The organism is Psychroflexus sp. MES1-P1E (assembly GCF_002836055.1).
Lineage (GTDB): Bacteria > Bacteroidota > Bacteroidia > Flavobacteriales > Flavobacteriaceae > Psychroflexus.
The window spans coordinates 1-16,318 of sequence record NZ_PJBS01000328.1; the positions used below are offsets into that span (position 1 = coordinate 1).

The window sequence follows — 16,318 nt, forward strand, 5'->3', positions numbered from 1 at the left end:
ATATCTTTTATATAATTCTAAGAATCAAGAGGATTTTTTATTTTTTTAAATGTTGTTGTAGCAACATGTGTATAAATCTCAGTGGTCTCGCTAGAGCTATGACCCAATAATACTTGAATTTGTCTTAAGTCAACTCCTGCCTTTAGGACATGTGTAGCAAAACTATGGCGAAGCATATGAGGAGTTACTGTTATTCTGATCTTTGCTTTATGAGCTACGGTCTTCACCACTTTAACTACAGATTGACCGCTATATTTTCCTCCTTTGTGTCCCTCAAACAAATACTCCTTAGGTTTCCAAGTTTTATAATAGCTTCGTAAATCTTGTAATGCATTTTGCGATAATAGGGTAAGCCTATCCTCATTCCCTTTGGTCTTTTTTATCTGTACAAGCATACGTTTGCTATCTATGTCTTCAATTTTTAAATTAATCAATTCACTTCGGCGTAAACCTGAGCCATAGAGCAGTTCAACACTACACCTGTGTTTTATATTATTGGTTTGCTCGATAAGGGCTAAAACCTATTCCTTTGAAATTATAGTAGGTAGTTTAAACTCTTTCCTGGGTCTTTCTATCTTATAAAACCGACTGGGCACATCCATTACAACTTTATAATAAAATTTGATGGCATTGATGGCTTCATTAACGCAAAAGTTAGATTTACCCTAGCGAATAAGCAGTAGAAGATACGCCTGTATGTGGCTTTCATTAATGGTCTGCAAATCTATATGTGGATACTGGTTTATGAAGTGTTCAAAAAAATGAACATACGTTCGTATCGTGCTATTCACATACCGTTTAAGCTCCAGTTTTAGTAAGTATTCTTCTGGACAACGACGGTGCTGTTTTTTGACTTTCCGTTTTCTGTACCAGTCAATATTCACCTCTTCATTAGAAGTATGTATAGGTCTATTGATTAGAAATCGGTTATAATTAATCCAAGCCACTCCTTTAAAAGTAGTGTAAATAGTAGCCAGATTAGTTTTGGTGTTTAAAACATAGGCCATAGTATAATATGCACTCCACTTAGGCTTATCTAGATTTTTTAAAGCGCCTGTAAAACCTTGTTTGGGGTAGACTTAATCCCTGTCATTTTTTTGATTGTTGAGCATCAAATGATAGAGAGTGATGTTCTTTAGCATAGTCATGATTCAATACTATATTAGTTTTAACTAATAAAAAGTATTTCATACTAAATTAAACCTATAATATCTCAATAAATCGTGTTACCAAAACTAATCTGGAACATTATAAGTTTAAACTGGTATTAGTATTACGCCCTAATGGAAATAGTGCAAATAGTGATGTCGATACCTGTACGATAGAAAAAACTCGTAGAATAGCTTTAAGTTTGAAGTTTAACTAAAATGCTGAAATTGATGACATCAGAATTATCATTTTAAAAGCTTTGGAAAAGCCCCCTGAAATTTTAAAAACACGTGAACCAGACGTTCGGTTAGATTTAATGGGTAGACATGATATGAAAATCACTGCCCGTACTTGTATAAATTTTTATGAATATCGACCAGCTTATTGGAACAATTTAAGGCTTTTAAAATAGAGTTGGACGATTAAAAAATTTACACTGAAATATCTCACAATTGGATATTTCAGTGCAGATCTTAAATTTAATTAGTACCGTATAAACCTATTAAGTAAGGGATTTCTTTATGCGTTCTAAGGCTTCTACAATATTAGCCTCGCTGGCAGCATAAGAAATTCTAATGCAGTTTGGATTGCCAAAAGCTTCACCAGTTACAGTAGCGACATTGGCAACTTCCAATAAAAACATGGAGAAATCAGTTGCGTTTTCTATTTTCTTACCATTAAAGGTTTTGCCGAAATAAAAGGAGATATTCGGAAATACATAAAAAGCACCCATAGGTTCATTACATTCAAAACCCTGAATTCCGCTAATCAAATCCAATATCAATTTGCGTCTTGATTTAAATTTATCAATCATGAACTGAATCTTTTCCACAGGAGCTTCTAGTGCTGTAATAACAGCTCTTTGGGCAATACAATTGGCGCCACTAGTAACTTGACCTTGAAGTTTCTTACAGGCATTAGCTATCTTCTCTGGAGCACCTATATATCCGATTCTCCAGCCTGTCATGGCAAAAGCTTTGGAAACACCGTTTACAGTAACAGTTCTATCGTACATAAAGTCAATTTCCCCCATAGAGAACGTTTTTTTCTCTCCAAAATTGATGTGCTCGTAAATCTCATCACTTACCACAACAATATTTGGATAATCTTTAAGCACCTCAGCCAAAGCTCGAAGTTCTTCTTCTGTATATACAGACCCACTTGGATTGCAAGGAGAACTGTACCAAAGCATTTTTGTTTTGGGTGTTATGGCAGATCTAAGCTGATCTGCAGTCATTTTAAAGTCTTGTTCTATGTCTGTCTGAACTTCAACTGCAACACCTTCGTTTAATTTTACCATGTCTTTATAACTCACCCAATATGGGCATGGTAAAATGACTTCATCTCCTGGGTTTAAAACGACAGAAGCAATGTTGTAAAGAGACTGTTTAGCTCCCGTAGAAACCACAATTTGGTTTAGATTATAATCTAGGTTATTATCTCTATTAAATTTTAATTGTACAGCTCTTTTTAAATCTTCATAACCATCTACTGGTGAGTAAGAATTATAATTATCATTTATAGCTTGAATAGCAGCTTCTCTGATAAAATCTGGAGTATTAAAGTCTGGTTCTCCGAGGCTAAGTCCTATAATATCTTTGCCTTCAGCTTTCAATTCTCTGGTTTTAGAGGCCATAGCTAGAGTTGCTGAAGTTTCAAGTTTTTGAATTTTATCAGAAAGTTGAATCATAAATATACGTAAATTAAGAAAGTTGGGGTTCGCTACCTAACGTTCGTAAATGTCTGAAGTGAGATTTAATAGCTTCTCGAGTAGATTTGTACTCGTTGTAAGGCAAATTAAATTCTTGAGCTGTTTCTTTTACAATTTCACTGATGTTATTATAATGAACATGGCTAATATTTGGAAATATATGATGCTCTACTTGGTGATTAAGACCACCGCTAAACCAATTCATGATCTTGTTGTTAGTGGCGAAATTTGTGGTTGTAAATAATTGATGAATGGCCCATGTATTTTTCATTTCACCGACTTCGTTCGGCATCGGCATATCATTTTTCTCAACCATATGAGCTAGTTGAAAAATGACACTCAACATGATTCCTGCGGTGTAGTGCATTACAAAAAAACCAAGCAGCACTTTCCACCAACCGATTCCAATTAAGATAGGAATCACAATCCAAATAGAAATATATAAAGCTTTAGTAACGGCCAATAATCCCCATTGTTTAAAAGGACTTGGCATTTTACCGTAAGATAATTGTTTTTTTAAGTAACGTTTAGTTTGTTTAAAATCTGATGTTAATGCCCAGTTAAACGTTAATAACCCATACAAAAATACAGAATAAATGTGCTGAAATTTATGAAAACGATGCCACTTTGCATTATGAGAAAATCGAATAATTCCACTAGCATCAATATCTTCGTCATGGCCATGTATATTGGTATAAGTATGATGAAGAACATTATGTTGAACTTGCCAATTGTAGACATTTCCAGCAAGTATATAGATAGAACTTCCCATAAACTTGTTCACCCATTTTTTCTTTGAATACGTCCCATGATTTCCATCATGCATCACATTCATGCCAACTCCTGCCATACCTATTCCCATAAGAACAGTGAAAAGTAATTTCCACCAATCTGAAATATCTAGAAATAAAATTAAGAAGTAAGGGCTTAAAAATAAGCTAAACATAACAATAGTCTTAACATGCAATTTCCAGTTTCCTGTTTTCTTAATGTTGTTGTCGTTGAAGTAAGCATTGACCCTTTTGTTAAGCGTTTTGAAGAACTTTTGTGGATCTTTCCTTGAAAATTTGATATTTGGGTTTACCATTGTAACATTTATTATATAAGCGAATATAAAAATTTATTCTTATCAAAATTAAGTATGCCTCCCAATTGTGTTTGATTTATAATAATTTCAACTAGAAATTTGTTTAATTGAATATCCCTCTTCAGGTAAATGATTTGAAAAAATAAGGTAAAACAATTGTTTACCTTTAAAAACAAATAATATCCGTTATTTTTGACGTTCATTAAATATATAAGCGTGAGTTTACTATTAAAATATTTCCCAAATTTAGACGACAATCAATTAAAGCAGTTTGAGAAAATCTCTGAAGTCTATAAAGATTGGAATCAGAAAATTAACGTTGTTTCTCGAAAAGATATCGATGAAATCTATATTCGCCATGTCCTACATAGCATGGGGATCGCGAAAATTCAACCCTTTTTACCTGGCTCAAAAGTCTTAGATGTTGGTACTGGCGGTGGGTTTCCAGGAATTCCATTGGCAATTCTATTTCCAGAAACAGAATTTACTTTAGTGGATAGCATTGGTAAGAAAATTAAGGTTGTGGAGGACGTGGTTGAAGAACTCGGTCTTCAAAATGTAAAAGCTATTAACGATAGGGTTGAAAATATTTCAGGTGAATTTGACTTTATAGTCAGTAGAGCTGTTGCTGTTATGCCTAGTTTCGTACATTGGGTAAAAGGTAAAATCGCAAAGCACTCACTACACGAAAGAAAAAACGGTATCCTTTATTTAAAAGGTGGAGATCTATCCGAGGAAATTGAGCCCTACAGAACTGTAGAAGTTTTTGAGCTTTCAGATATTTTTGAAGAAGAATTTTTCGACACCAAAAAGGTGGTTTATTTACCGATGAAATATAAAGGCAAACAATAGTTTTAAAATTAAAAAAGCCACTGAATTACTAGTTCAGAGGCTTTTTTATGTCAATTTAGCACAATCAATTATCCCATATGTGGATAGGTATAATAGGTAGCTGGTACAAAAGTTTCTTTGATCAATCTTGGAGAAGACCATCTCAATAAATTGAATTTTGAACCTGCTTTATCATTAGTTCCGCTATTTCTAGCTCCACCAAAGGGTTGACGTCCTACAACAGCACCAGTACATTTGTCATTGATATAGAAATTACCAGCAGAATTTTGTAAAATATCTGTAGCTACAGAAGCTGCATAGCGATCTGTAGAGATAATTGAGCCTGTTAGCCCATACTGACTTGTTTCATCGACAAGGTGAAGAGTATCTTCAAACTTATTGTCATCATAAACATAAAGGGTCAATACCGGACCAAATAATTCTTCCACCATAGTTTCATACTGTGGATTGGTGGTCACAATTACTGTAGGTTCTATAAAATAACCTTTAGACTTGTCATAATTACCACCTACAATAATTTCAGCCTCATTACTGTCTTTGGCTCTGTCGATGTATTTTGCTAGTTTATCGAAGGACTGTTCGTGGATAACTGCACCGATAAAATTATCGAAATCACCAGTAGAACCCATTTTAATAGACGTAACATCTTTTACTAATCTTTCTTTTACATCAGGCCATAAACTGTTAGAAATATAAGATCTTGAAGCTGCACTACATTTTTGACCTTGAAATTCAAAGGCACCTCTCAATAAAGCAGTAGCAACCATTTGCGCATCTGCTGATTTGTGTGCGATAATAAAATCTTTACCACCAGTTTCTCCTACAATTCTAGGGTAGGTATTATAAATATGTATGTTTTCTCCAATTTTAGCCCAGATCCCTTTAAAGACGTTGGTGCTTCCAGTAAAATGGATTCCAGCAAATTCTTTTCTTGCTAAAATTTTATCAGTAATCATTACAGGATCTCCCATAATCATATTGATAACACCATCAGGTAAACCAGCTTCTTTGAAAACTTCCATAATAACTTGAGCAGATAACATTTGGCTATCACTCGGCTTCCAAACAGCAACATTACCCATTAATGCAGCACTAGAGGGCAGATTTCCCGCAATGGCTGTAAAATTAAAAGGAGTGATAGCATACACAAATCCTTCTAAAGGTCTATGCTCTAGTCTATTCCACTCATTGTCTGCAGATTCTGGTTGCTCTCTGTAGATCTCAGTCATATATTCTACATTGAATCTTAAGAAATCACAAAGCTCACAAGCTGAATCGATTTCGGCTTGTAAAACAGTTTTAGATTGACCAATCATGGTCGTTGCATTTATTCTGTCTCTATAGGGCCCTGCAATAAGATCTGCAGCTTTTAGAAATATAGCAGCTCTTTGTTCCCAAGGAAGTTTGGCCCACTTTTTTCTAGCTTCAAGAGCAGAATCAATCGCTTGTTCTACGTGCTTTTCTTCAGCATTATGAAAGATGCCGACTTCATGTTGATGGTCGTGAGGTGGTCGGATGCTTTTAGTATGCCCTGTCTTAATTTCTTCGCTTCCAATATATAAGGGGACTTCAGCTTTTTCGTTGTACACCTTTTTATACATTTTCTGTATCGATTCTCTCTCTGGAGATCCTGGTGCGTATGATTTGATAGGTTCATTTATTGCTTTTGGCACTTGAAAATATCCTTTTCCCATAATTTATCTGTTATTTAATATTCGCGTAAATATAATTGATATAATTTAACTATAAAGTTTAACATGATAAGCTTTTATTAATACCTGTTAATAAGGATTTAATTAATAATATTTCTACTAGTCCCATTACCTATACCTATAACTTTATCGAATCTTGCTCCGATGTCTCTATAGTAAACTAGAATCTGATAATCGTTTTCAGTCTCGTCGTGGTCTCCACTAATAAAACCACCATCAAAATTTCCTTTGGTGTTTAGATAAATGTATTTAAAATTATAAAAGCCTTGTTTTAAAATCAATTCATTGGTAAGCATAGACCTAGATTCATCAATGGTCATTAAGGTGCTATCATCTAATGCATAATTATTGAATCTCCCATAAAGGTGAATTTCGCCACCTTCTAAATCTTTGTAATTGTCTAAAGAAAAATGAACTTTTGCATATTCAGACTCAATGTCTAGATCATCACCTTGGACAGTGTTGATTCTAAAAGCCCCATTAATATCTGGGTTAAAGGTGTATTCTCTTCCGTCTCTTACGAAGTTACGGTAGAGATAAGAGTTGTAGATGTCTAGCAATTCTATGCGTTCAATTCTTAATGTTCCTTGCCTAATATCTTTATTATCAAAATTTAAGTATTCGTTGCCCCCCCAAAAGGCAGACTCGTCATTATATCTATAAACTAAAGTATTCCCTTGAACAAATTGGGGTTTCAGATCGTAAATGGCTGTATTGAAATCGTTATTTTGAATCACAACGGTTTTGACGGTTTGTTCAGGATTTCTGAAAATGAAATTATCTCTGCCTATTTCAAAATTTACCACCTGCTTTTTATCGATGTAGTCAAGTTCTCGAGACCGTCTTATTGTAAGGTCTACATTAACTAAATTTTCATAGACAATAAATTTCCTAGAAAAAATGATCTGCCTATCGGCGTTAAATATTTTTAACATGTAGTTTCCACTGACTTTAAGCTGCCTTGTATTGGTGTTAGGTAATCTTAATTCATAATGTGTGTAAGGTTGTAGGGTCGTAAATGAGTTTCTGAAATTAAAAAGTCTAATGTTATCAAAACCCTCTAAAACCTCATTCTTTGAGAGGATGGAAGGAGTCCAGTCAAAATTATAATGTTCTATCTCATAATAATAATCATTTTCCGCAGCTCTTAAATCATCAAATTTCAAAATCAAACTTTCTCCTCTAGAAATGATTGGAGTCCCGCTGAATTCCTCACTAGAGCCGAAGAATTCGATGGTTTTGATAAAATCTGGGGGCAAGGTTTCGTAGTCCTGTTGAGAATGACTTAGAAAATTTATAAACATGGCTATAAAAACAAGACTTAATTTCATTTTGAAATATTTAAGAGTAAAGCTACAAATCTAAAATTTATTTGTTTAGAATGGTTATAAATAATATAACTATAAGATTCCTTTGCCCTAAGAATGCAAGTTTAATTATTAAATTTGTGCAACAAAATTAAACGATAATCTAAGATGCCCACAGACGTTAAAATTAAAAAGGGTTTAAAGCTAAATCTAAAGGGTGAAGCTACTGAAACTTTTGAACAAGGTGAAAATACTAAAACTGTAGCTCTAAGGCCAGCTAATTTTTATTCTCTAGTTCCTAAAATGGTACTTAAAGAAGGGGCTAAATTAAAAGCTGGTGATGAGGTTTTTTTCTCAAAATATTCAGCAAAAACTAGAGTGGTATCTCCTGTAAGTGGAACGCTTAAGGAGGTTCGTAGAGGTGCAAAACGGAAAATTTTGGATGTCATCATCGAAGCAGATGAGACTCAAGTGTACAAAGATTTTGGAGTGATGGATCCCTTAAAATCGGATTCTACAGAGGTTAAAGATCGTATATTTTCAACAGGTTTAGGAATTTTCTTAAACCAAAGACCTTATAATATCCCAGCAAATGCTGATGACACCCCAAAAGCAATTTACATATCTGCATATAACACAGCTCCGTTAACTGGGTCAGCAGAATTTATTCTAAAAGCCAGAGTTGAATTTTTTCAAGCAGGTATAAATGCTTTAACGAAACTTACAGGTGGGAAAGTATACCTAGGTGTTGATAAACAATCTGCTTCTTTTTTAAAGGATATTGAGAATGTGGAAATTTTAAATATTTCAGGTCCTCATCCAGCAGGGAACTTAGGAACTCTTATTCATGAAACAGAACCTATGAATAGGGGCGAGAGAGTTTGGACTGTAAACCCTGAAGATGTCGCTATAATTGGAGAGCAATTTAAAACGGGAAAGTATAATGCTCAGCGAACAGTCGCTGTTACCGGGACATCCGCGAAAAACAGAAAATACTTCAAAACTATCGCTGGGGCAGAAGTAAAGTCGATTTTAAAAGACTTTGAAGATAACTCAAGGATTATAAGTGGTAATGTATTGACTGGTGAAAAAGTAGAGGCCGATGGTTATTTAAACTTTTTTGCTAATGAACTTACCGTTATTCCTGAAGGAAATGAATTTAGGATGTTTGGATGGATACCTTTTATAGACAACAATATTCATTCAATGTCCAAAACTTCATTATCCTGGTTGTTTCCTAAGAGAAAATACGAAGTCAATACCAACATAAATGGAGAAGAGAGAGCTTTGGTGGTGACTGGGGAAATGGAAGAGGTCATGCCTTTAGATATTTTTCCAATGCAACTCATTAAGGCTTGCATGGCAGGTGATATAGAAAAAATGGAAAGCTTAGGAATTTACGAAGTAGTTCCTGAGGATTTCGCACTTATAGATTACACAAACACCTCTAAAATCGAAGCGCAATCGATTATTCGTGGTGGTTTGGATATTATGTTAACGGAAGTAGGATAAATTTATAATAATTATGAATTGGATTAGACACAAAATCGATCAAATTAAAGAGCCTTTTGAACCAGGTAATAAACTTCAAAAGTATCGCCCAGCTATTAATGCATTGGATACCTTTTTATTTGTTCCAGACCATACAACTCAAAAGGGAGCTCATATTCGGGATGCTGTAGATTTAAAGAGAACTATGATCACAGTAGTTTTGGCTTTAATTCCTGCTTTGTTGTTTGGAATGTGGAATGCTGGTTATCAGCACTACACTCAACTAGGTGAGAACCCAGCTATATTTGAGGCTATACTTCATGGAGCTTATAAAATTGTTCCAATGATTGTAGTATCTTACGGTGTAGGGTTGGGTCTTGAATTTGCGTTTGCGATCATGAGAGGTCACGAAGTGAATGAAGGTTACCTCGTCACAGGATTGCTTATTCCTATGATTATGCCTGTAGATATCCCGTTGTGGATGGTAGCCTTATCGGTTATCTTTGCAGTTTTGATCGGGAAAGAAGCTTTTGGAGGGACTGGGATGAATATTTTAAATCCTGCTCTTACAGCTAGAGCCTTTGCATTTTTTGCCTACCCTACGTATATGTCTGGAAATAAGATATGGGTGAGTGAAGCATCAAATGTTGATTCCATATCTGGTGAAACAATTTTAGGCTCACTAGCTGCTAACAAGGAAATAACTTATAATACAGCAGAAATGTTCACTGGAATTATACCAGGATCAATTTCTGAAACCTCTACCCTTTGTATTGCTGTAGGTGCTTTAATACTTATTTTGACTAAAGTTGGGAGTTGGAGGATTATACTGAGTGGTATTATAGGAGCAGCAGTAATGGGGATGATCTTTAATGCCTTAAATATTGAAGGTAATGGCCTAACTAATTTTCCTTGGTATCAGCATATAATTGTTGGAGGATTTGCATTTGGAATTGTTTTTATGGCAACAGATCCTGTGAGTGGAGCACAAACGACACGTGGGAAATGGATTTATGGATTTTTGATAGGACTCTTCGGAATTATGATTAGGGTGTTTAATCCGGCATATCCTGAGGGCATTATGTTATCCATATTATTACTTAATGTTTTTGCCCCAACGATAGATCATTACGTCATTCAAGGTAATGTGAAAAAAAGACAGAAGCGTTTACAAATGAAAACAGTTAAAACAGCTTAACAATGGATAAAAATAGCAATTCTTACACTTTTATTTTTGCAATAATCATGGTGGTTGTCGTTGCGGTAACACTTTCTTTTACTGCAACTACATTAGGCCCCCTGCAAAAGGAAAACGTTCGTAAAGAAAAAATGCAAAATATACTTTCTACTATTGGTATTGAAACGAGTAGAGAGAATGCAGAAGAATTATTTAACAAATATATTACTCAGCAAATCTCTTTAAATTCAAAAGGGGAAGAGAAAGAAGGTGTCAATGCCTTTGATGTCAAATTATCAAAAGAATTGTCAAAACCAGAGGAAGAGCAAAGTTTTCCTATCTATGTAGCAAATTACGAGGGTTCCGAATTTTATATCGCTCCATTGAGAGGTAACGGACTTTGGGATGCTATTTGGGGTTATATCGCACTTAAAGAGGATGCTAATACTGTCCAAGGTGTCGTTTTTGACCACAAAGGAGAAACCGCAGGTTTGGGTGCAGAAATTACAACGGACTGGTTTCAGCAAAGCTTTGCCGATGAGAAAGTTTTCAACGGCCAGGGAGAGCTTGTTGGGGTTAGCGTTAAAAAAGGATATAGCGGAGGAAACAATAAGGATGATAACCAAGTTGATTCAATCTCTGGAGCGACCATAACTAGTGATGGAGTTTCTATAATGATCGAAGAGAGACTAAAAAATTATCTACCTTTCCTCAAAAAGCGTCAAAATATTAAAGTTGCAATACGATAAGTTATGAGCTCAGAAACAAATCAAAACTCTAAAACTGAAGCCGAAAAGAAGAAGGTTGAAATGCTTCTCTTTTTATCTAGTTCAGAAGAGAAAGAACATTTTTTGTCAAAGGCAAATCGCAAAATTTTAAAGGATCCTTTAAATGATAACAACCCTATTACAGTTCAAGTTTTAGGAATTTGTTCAGCATTAGCGATTACAGTTCAGCTTAAGCCTGCAATTGTAATGTCCCTAGCAGTGGTCTTTGTAATGGCTTTTAGTAATGTGATTATTTCTTTACTTAGAAACTCTATACCAAGCCGAATCCGAATTATTGTTCAACTTGTTGTGGTAGCAGCTATGGTGATTCTTGTAGATCAAATCTTAAAGGCTTATGCTTTCGATGTGAGTAAACAACTTTCAATTTTCATTGGTCTTATCATTACAAACTGTATAATCATGGGTCGTCTTGAAGCTTTTGCTTTAGGCAACGGTGTTTATAAATCGTTTTTAGATGGAATTGGAAATGCTGCAGGTTATGGACTTATTTTAATTGTTATTGCTTTCTTTAGAGAACTTTTTGGTTCGGGTAAATTGCTCGGTTATGAAGTTCTAGGACATAAAGGTGTAACCTTAGCAGAGTCCACTGGATTATATGGCTTAGGCTATGAAGATAATGGATTTTTTCTATTATCCCCAATGGCACTTATCGTGGTAGGTATCATTATCTGGGTTCAGAGATCAGGTAATAGAAAATTAATTGAAGAAAATTAAATAAAAGCATTAGTAATGGATTTAGTAAACCTATTTGTTAAAAGTATTTTTATAGAGAATATGATCTTTGCCTATTTTCTAGGGATGTGTTCTTATCTCGCAGTCTCAAAGACAGTAAAAACCGCGGTAGGTCTTGGAGCTGCTGTAATATTCGTATTGTTGATTACAGTTCCTGTTAATTATCTTCTTGATAATTACTTGCTTCAACCAGGTGCTTTATCTTGGTTGGGTGCCGAATTTTTAGACGTGGATTTGAGTTTTCTTAGCTTTATCATGTTTATCGCTGTAATTGCTTCCATGGTTCAGCTTGTTGAGATGATTGTAGAGAAATTTGCTCCTGCTTTATATGGTTCTTTGGGTATATTTTTACCCCTTATTGCTGTAAATTGTGCTATATTAGGGGGATCTCTGTTTATGCAACAAAAAGATTTTAATGGCATAGAAGGTGCTGTAGTTTATGGGCTTGGAAGTGGACTAGGATGGTTTTTAGCTATACTCGCTATCGCTGCAATTAGAGAGAAAATAGCTTATTCAAATGTGCCAGCACCGCTTAAGGGATTAGGGATTACATTTATTATTACAGGGCTGATGGCAATTGGATTTATGAGTTTTATGGGTATTAAATTATAAACAAAAAGGATTATGACAGTTATATTATCTAGTGTTGCAGTATTCTTAACTTTAATTTTGTTGCTGGTGGTTATTTTACTAGCAGCTAAAGCGAAATTATCTCCGTCTGGACCAGTTAAGGTCAATATAAATGGAGAGAAAGATTTAGAAGTTGGTTCAGGATCTACTTTATTAAATACGTTGAGTGAAAACAAATTATTTCTACCATCTGCTTGTGGAGGCGGTGGAACTTGTGTTCAATGTAAATGTATTGTGAAAGATGGAGGTGGTGCAATTCTTCCTACGGAAGAGCCACACTTTACAAGAAAAGAAATTGCTGAAGGTTGGAGATTGGGCTGTCAGGTGAAAGTGAAACAAGACATGAGAATCCAAATTCCAGAAGAAGTCTTTGGTATTAAGAAATGGAAAGCCACTGTTGTCTCCAATTATAACGTAGCCTCTTTTATCAAGGAATTTATTGTTGAACTTCCCGAAGATATGGGCTATAAAGCTGGTGGATATATTCAAATTGAAATTCCCACTTGCGAAGTGAAGTTTGAAGATTTAGATATTTCCGCACATCCAGAAGAGCATCCTGGTGATGTAGATAAGTTTAAAGCTGAATGGGATTCTTTCAAATTATGGCCTCTTGTTATGAAAAATACAGAGACTGTAGAAAGAGCTTATTCTATGGCGTCCTACCCAGCAGAGGGTAGAAAAGTCATGCTGAATGTACGTATTGCTACTCCTCCTTTCGACAGAGCAAAAGGGGACTGGATGGATGTAAATCCTGGTGTTGCTTCCTCGTATATTTTTGGATGCAAAGCAGGGGATGAGGTTACAATTTCTGGGCCTTATGGTGAATTTTTCATCAATGAAAGTGATTCAGAAATGCTATATGTAGGTGGTGGTGCTGGTATGGCTCCAATGCGTTCTCACTTATACCATTTGTTTAGAACCATCAAGACTGGTCGTAAAGTTACATTTTGGTATGGTGGTCGTTCAAAAAGAGAATTATTTTACACAGAACATTTTAGAGCTTTAGAGCGTGATTATCCTAATTTCAAATTTTACCTAGCTTTATCTGAACCTCAAGAGGAAGATAATTGGAAACAGAAAGATGGAATTGATGGAGAAGGTGATGGCTTTGTCGGATTTATTCACCAATGTGTGATCGATAATTATTTAAATCATCATGAAGATCCTGAGGATATGGAATTATATTTCTGTGGTCCGCCATTGATGAATCAAGCGGTTCAAAAAATGGGTGAAGATTTCGGTATACCCGATGAAAGTATCAGATTTGATGATTTCGGAGGATAAGATGTATTAAATTTTATAACCCCAAACAGGAAACTGTTTGGGGTTTTTATATTAAAAACTATGGGGCTACTTACAGATCAACAGTTACACAATCTTGCTATGAATCTTGTTGGTAAGGATCTTGAAGAACTAGGATATGAATTTTTAGCTGTGAATAGTAAAAAATCGAAAAACCCACAGTTTGTTGCAACCAAAGAAAAGAAGTTGATATTTGTTGTTGTGCGAGCAGTCAATTATCCAGATAACCCCGTGCTTTATGATGAGGAGTTAATGGGTAAAGTTAGCAAACATGGCATTAATTATGAGGCAAAAACTTTTTATGCAGGTGTTGGTGTAGCCAATTCTGTTAGCTATGAACTTCCTGTAGACTCCGAACAAGATTATGTTTTAAATTACACAGGTCTAATAGAAATTAAATGAAGTATTTTTTTTTAGCATTGAGTTTTCTCTTTCTATCTTGTCAAGAAAACACTACGCATTCACACTCTTCTAGAGGTAGTGCTTTAGGGACTACGTATTCCATTAAATATTTTTCAGAAGATTATATTTTAAAAGAGTCCGTCATTGACTCAATTTTAAAGTCTATTAACTTATCCATGAGCACTTATATGGCTGAGTCCGATATTTCTAGAATCAATGCTGGAGAGTCAGTTGTTGTTGATGATAATTTCCAAAAAGTTTTTAGAGCTTCTCAACGAATTTATAATGATACTGATGGATATTTCGACCCTAGTGTAGGTATGCTTGTGAATGCTTACGGGTTTGGGCCTCAGGGCTATTCAGAAGATGTCAAAGAGAGTCAGATAGATTCTCTATTTCAATTTGTGGGCTTTAACCATATTCAATTATCTGAAGAGGCTAAAGTTATTTCAAACCTTCCTGTGCTCTATTTAGATTTTAACGCCATAGCTAAAGGGTTTACTGTGGATGTGTTCGGAAACTATCTAAATTCGAAAGGTGTTACTCATTATTTAGTAGAAATTGGTGGAGAAGTGAGAGTGAAAGGCAAGAACCTGGAGAAGGCTTCTCCTTGGAAAGTGGGAATAGAATTTCCATCAGAAAATAATTCCAGAGAATTGATATATGGCATTCAACTTAAGGATGAGTCTTTAGCCACGTCGGGAAATTATAGGAAGTTCAGATTAGATCCCTCGTCAGGTAAAAAGTATGTACATACTATCAATCCGAATACGGGTCAATCTCAAAAAACAGATATTTTTTCAGCCTCCGTTATTACGACCACTTGCGCTGATGCAGATGCCTATGCGACTGCATTTATGGCGATGGGATTTGAAAAGTCTCTGCGATTTATCGAGAAACAAAATACCCTTAAAGCGATTTTAATTTACAGTGACTCAGAGGGAAATCAAAAGACTTATATCTCACCAGAGATTCAATCTTTAGTTGAGAAATTCTAAGAGGGTTTAAAGCAAATGGGGAGTAGTTCACCTTGGCTAAGTCTAAAGTAATCAACTTCTTCTTCCGTCAATTCAGAAGTGAAATCCACTTCCTTAACTTTGAACCCTATCTCCCTTAGTTTATCAAAATAATCGCGACCATAGATTCTTAAATGGTCGTACTGTCCAAAAATTCGAGATCTGTCTTTAGAATCCGTTATAGAATCATCCTCAAATGTCGTTGCTCTCGAAAGATCTTGTGGGATTTGGAGTATGGCCATCCCGCCAGGTTTAAGAACTCTTAGAAGTTCTTTTATGGCTTGAGAATCGTCTTTTATATGCTCTAAGACATGATTGCAAATCAGCGTGTCGAAAAAATCAGTCTCAAATGGTAAATCGCAGATATCTGCCTTAATATCTGCAATTGGAGAATTGAGGTCTGTGGTCGTGTATTCCAAATTTTCCATGTCCTTAAACCTTTTAAAAAAAGCTTGTTCAGGTGCGAAATGGAGGAGCTTTTGTGGTCTAGTAAAAAAGTCTGTTTTCCGTTGTAGATACAACCAAAGCAAACGGTGCCTTTCTAAAGATAAGGTAGAGGGACCTAGAACATTAGGCCTTTGTTTTTCATACCCGTAGGGTAGAAATTTCAAAAAGGTTTTGCCATCTATAGGATCTTTGTAGGCAGTTCCTTTATAAACCAAAATCAATACTGGCTTTACGATTAAGCTCATCTGAATCAGGAAAGGTCTTGGTAATAAGTTGAGAAGGACTTGGAATATTTTTTTCAAAATTTAATTTTACTTTTAAAAAGTAAAATTAAAGCTAAATCACCAGTTATTTAAAATTATACCTCACTAATACCCGTTTAGAAAATGAATTTTGGCATATCAACTTCTAGCTATTTATTTATACAGAAGTGTTCCTTGATAGGTAAAATGTCTTATTCCAAATTAAATTTATAATGTCGTATAAATAAATTGAATTATTTTTTGATTGATTGA

At 35.0% G+C, this 16,318-nt stretch carries 16 protein-coding genes; 9 read left to right on the plus strand and 7 right to left on the minus strand.

Annotated elements, in window-relative coordinates; all coding sequences use genetic code 11:
• Positions 1-17: 17 nt before the first annotated feature.
• The 4 genes from CXF67_RS17900 to CXF67_RS14495 all read right to left on the minus strand — a co-directional run bounded on the left by CXF67_RS17900 (position 18) and on the right by CXF67_RS14495 (position 3,947).
• Positions 18-509, minus strand: a complete 492-nt coding sequence (locus CXF67_RS17900) for a tyrosine-type recombinase/integrase (protein ID WP_145990476.1) — start codon at positions 507-509, stop codon at positions 18-20.
• A 156-nt stretch (positions 510-665) separates the two neighbouring features.
• On the minus strand, positions 666-1,007 hold the full coding sequence (locus CXF67_RS17905; protein WP_145990477.1) for a hypothetical protein: 342 nt from the start codon (positions 1,005-1,007) through the stop codon (positions 666-668).
• A gap of 644 nt (positions 1,008-1,651) precedes the next feature.
• A complete protein-coding gene (locus CXF67_RS14490) occupies positions 1,652-2,839 on the minus strand; it encodes a pyridoxal phosphate-dependent aminotransferase (RefSeq protein WP_102089396.1) in 1,188 nt (395 codons plus the stop codon).
• A 13-nt stretch (positions 2,840-2,852) separates the two neighbouring features.
• Positions 2,853-3,947 carry a fatty acid desaturase family protein gene (locus CXF67_RS14495; RefSeq protein WP_102089397.1) on the minus strand — a complete coding sequence of 365 codons (1,095 nt, stop codon included), beginning with the start codon at positions 3,945-3,947 and terminating at the stop codon, positions 2,853-2,855.
• A gap of 216 nt (positions 3,948-4,163) precedes the next feature.
• Between CXF67_RS14495 and rsmG the strand changes: the two genes are divergently transcribed.
• Positions 4,164-4,799, plus strand: coding sequence for a 16S rRNA (guanine(527)-N(7))-methyltransferase RsmG (gene rsmG, locus CXF67_RS14505; RefSeq protein WP_102089399.1), 636 nt, complete (start codon positions 4,164-4,166; stop codon positions 4,797-4,799).
• A 68-nt stretch (positions 4,800-4,867) separates the two neighbouring features.
• Here rsmG and pruA read toward each other — a convergent pair whose 3' ends face one another.
• Together pruA and CXF67_RS14515 are read right to left on the minus strand one after the other, a co-directional pair.
• Positions 4,868-6,493: an L-glutamate gamma-semialdehyde dehydrogenase gene (gene pruA / locus CXF67_RS14510; protein ID WP_102089400.1), complete on the minus strand. Its 1,626-nt coding sequence runs from the start codon at positions 6,491-6,493 to the stop codon at positions 4,868-4,870.
• Positions 6,494-6,591: 98 nt separating this feature from the next.
• On the minus strand, positions 6,592-7,842 hold the full coding sequence (locus CXF67_RS14515; RefSeq protein ID WP_102089401.1) for a type IX secretion system plug protein: 1,251 nt from the start codon (positions 7,840-7,842) through the stop codon (positions 6,592-6,594).
• Positions 7,843-7,986: 144 nt separating this feature from the next.
• Between CXF67_RS14515 and CXF67_RS14520 the strand changes: the two genes are divergently transcribed.
• From CXF67_RS14520 to CXF67_RS14555, 8 genes are read left to right on the plus strand one after another with little or no spacing between them, the layout of a single operon-like run.
• Positions 7,987-9,330 (plus strand): Na(+)-translocating NADH-quinone reductase subunit A, encoded by a 1,344-nt coding sequence (locus tag CXF67_RS14520; RefSeq protein ID WP_015025003.1) that lies wholly within the window; start codon positions 7,987-7,989, stop codon positions 9,328-9,330.
• A gap of 13 nt (positions 9,331-9,343) precedes the next feature.
• Complete coding sequence (locus tag CXF67_RS14525) at positions 9,344-10,507, plus strand: NADH:ubiquinone reductase (Na(+)-transporting) subunit B (RefSeq protein ID WP_102089402.1); 1,164 nt, start codon at positions 9,344-9,346, stop codon at positions 10,505-10,507.
• 2 nt (positions 10,508-10,509) lie between these two features.
• On the plus strand, positions 10,510-11,235 hold the full coding sequence (gene nqrC, locus CXF67_RS14530; protein ID WP_102089403.1) for an NADH:ubiquinone reductase (Na(+)-transporting) subunit C: 726 nt from the start codon (positions 10,510-10,512) through the stop codon (positions 11,233-11,235).
• A 3-nt stretch (positions 11,236-11,238) separates the two neighbouring features.
• Positions 11,239-11,988 (plus strand): NADH:ubiquinone reductase (Na(+)-transporting) subunit D, encoded by a 750-nt coding sequence (locus CXF67_RS14535; RefSeq protein ID WP_015025006.1) that lies wholly within the window; start codon positions 11,239-11,241, stop codon positions 11,986-11,988.
• 15 nt (positions 11,989-12,003) lie between these two features.
• A complete protein-coding gene (nqrE, locus tag CXF67_RS14540; protein ID WP_015025007.1) occupies positions 12,004-12,618 on the plus strand; it encodes an NADH:ubiquinone reductase (Na(+)-transporting) subunit E in 615 nt (204 codons plus the stop codon).
• 12 nt (positions 12,619-12,630) lie between these two features.
• Positions 12,631-13,920 (plus strand): NADH:ubiquinone reductase (Na(+)-transporting) subunit F, encoded by a 1,290-nt coding sequence (gene nqrF / locus CXF67_RS14545; RefSeq protein ID WP_102089404.1) that lies wholly within the window; start codon positions 12,631-12,633, stop codon positions 13,918-13,920.
• A 60-nt stretch (positions 13,921-13,980) separates the two neighbouring features.
• Positions 13,981-14,340 carry a hypothetical protein gene (locus tag CXF67_RS14550; protein WP_015025009.1) on the plus strand — a complete coding sequence of 120 codons (360 nt, stop codon included), beginning with the start codon at positions 13,981-13,983 and terminating at the stop codon, positions 14,338-14,340.
• Entirely contained in the window at positions 14,337-15,338 is a 1,002-nt protein-coding gene (locus CXF67_RS14555; protein ID WP_102089405.1) for an FAD:protein FMN transferase, read from the plus strand. Before CXF67_RS14550 ends, CXF67_RS14555 begins: the two co-directional genes overlap by 4 nt.
• Here CXF67_RS14555 and CXF67_RS14560 read toward each other — a convergent pair.
• Positions 15,335-16,105, minus strand: a complete 771-nt coding sequence (locus CXF67_RS14560) for a class I SAM-dependent methyltransferase (protein WP_102089406.1) — start codon at positions 16,103-16,105, stop codon at positions 15,335-15,337. The genes CXF67_RS14555 and CXF67_RS14560 overlap by 4 nt on opposite strands.
• Between the last annotated feature and the right edge of the window lie 213 nt (positions 16,106-16,318).

Bases quoted from the DNA above. Each gene is read 5' to 3' on its own strand.
- CXF67_RS17905 (WP_145990477.1), bottom strand. From the start codon at position 1,007: ATGGCCTATGTTTTAAACACCAAAACTAATCTGGCTACTATTTACACT.
- CXF67_RS14490 (WP_102089396.1), bottom strand. From the start codon at position 2,839: ATGATTCAACTTTCTGATAAAATTCAAAAACTTGAAACTTCAGCAACT.
- CXF67_RS14495 (WP_102089397.1), bottom strand. From the start codon at position 3,947: ATGGTAAACCCAAATATCAAATTTTCAAGGAAAGATCCACAAAAGTTC.
- pruA (WP_102089400.1), bottom strand. From the start codon at position 6,493: ATGGGAAAAGGATATTTTCAAGTGCCAAAAGCAATAAATGAACCTATC.
- CXF67_RS14515 (WP_102089401.1), bottom strand. From the start codon at position 7,842: ATGAAATTAAGTCTTGTTTTTATAGCCATGTTTATAAATTTTCTAAGT.
- CXF67_RS14520 (WP_015025003.1), top strand. From the start codon at position 7,987: ATGCCCACAGACGTTAAAATTAAAAAGGGTTTAAAGCTAAATCTAAAG.
- CXF67_RS14525 (WP_102089402.1), top strand. From the start codon at position 9,344: ATGAATTGGATTAGACACAAAATCGATCAAATTAAAGAGCCTTTTGAA.
- nqrC (WP_102089403.1), top strand. From the start codon at position 10,510: ATGGATAAAAATAGCAATTCTTACACTTTTATTTTTGCAATAATCATG.
- CXF67_RS14535 (WP_015025006.1), top strand. From the start codon at position 11,239: ATGAGCTCAGAAACAAATCAAAACTCTAAAACTGAAGCCGAAAAGAAG.
- nqrE (WP_015025007.1), top strand. From the start codon at position 12,004: ATGGATTTAGTAAACCTATTTGTTAAAAGTATTTTTATAGAGAATATG.
- nqrF (WP_102089404.1), top strand. From the start codon at position 12,631: ATGACAGTTATATTATCTAGTGTTGCAGTATTCTTAACTTTAATTTTG.
- CXF67_RS14550 (WP_015025009.1), top strand. From the start codon at position 13,981: ATGGGGCTACTTACAGATCAACAGTTACACAATCTTGCTATGAATCTT.
- CXF67_RS14555 (WP_102089405.1), top strand. From the start codon at position 14,337: ATGAAGTATTTTTTTTTAGCATTGAGTTTTCTCTTTCTATCTTGTCAA.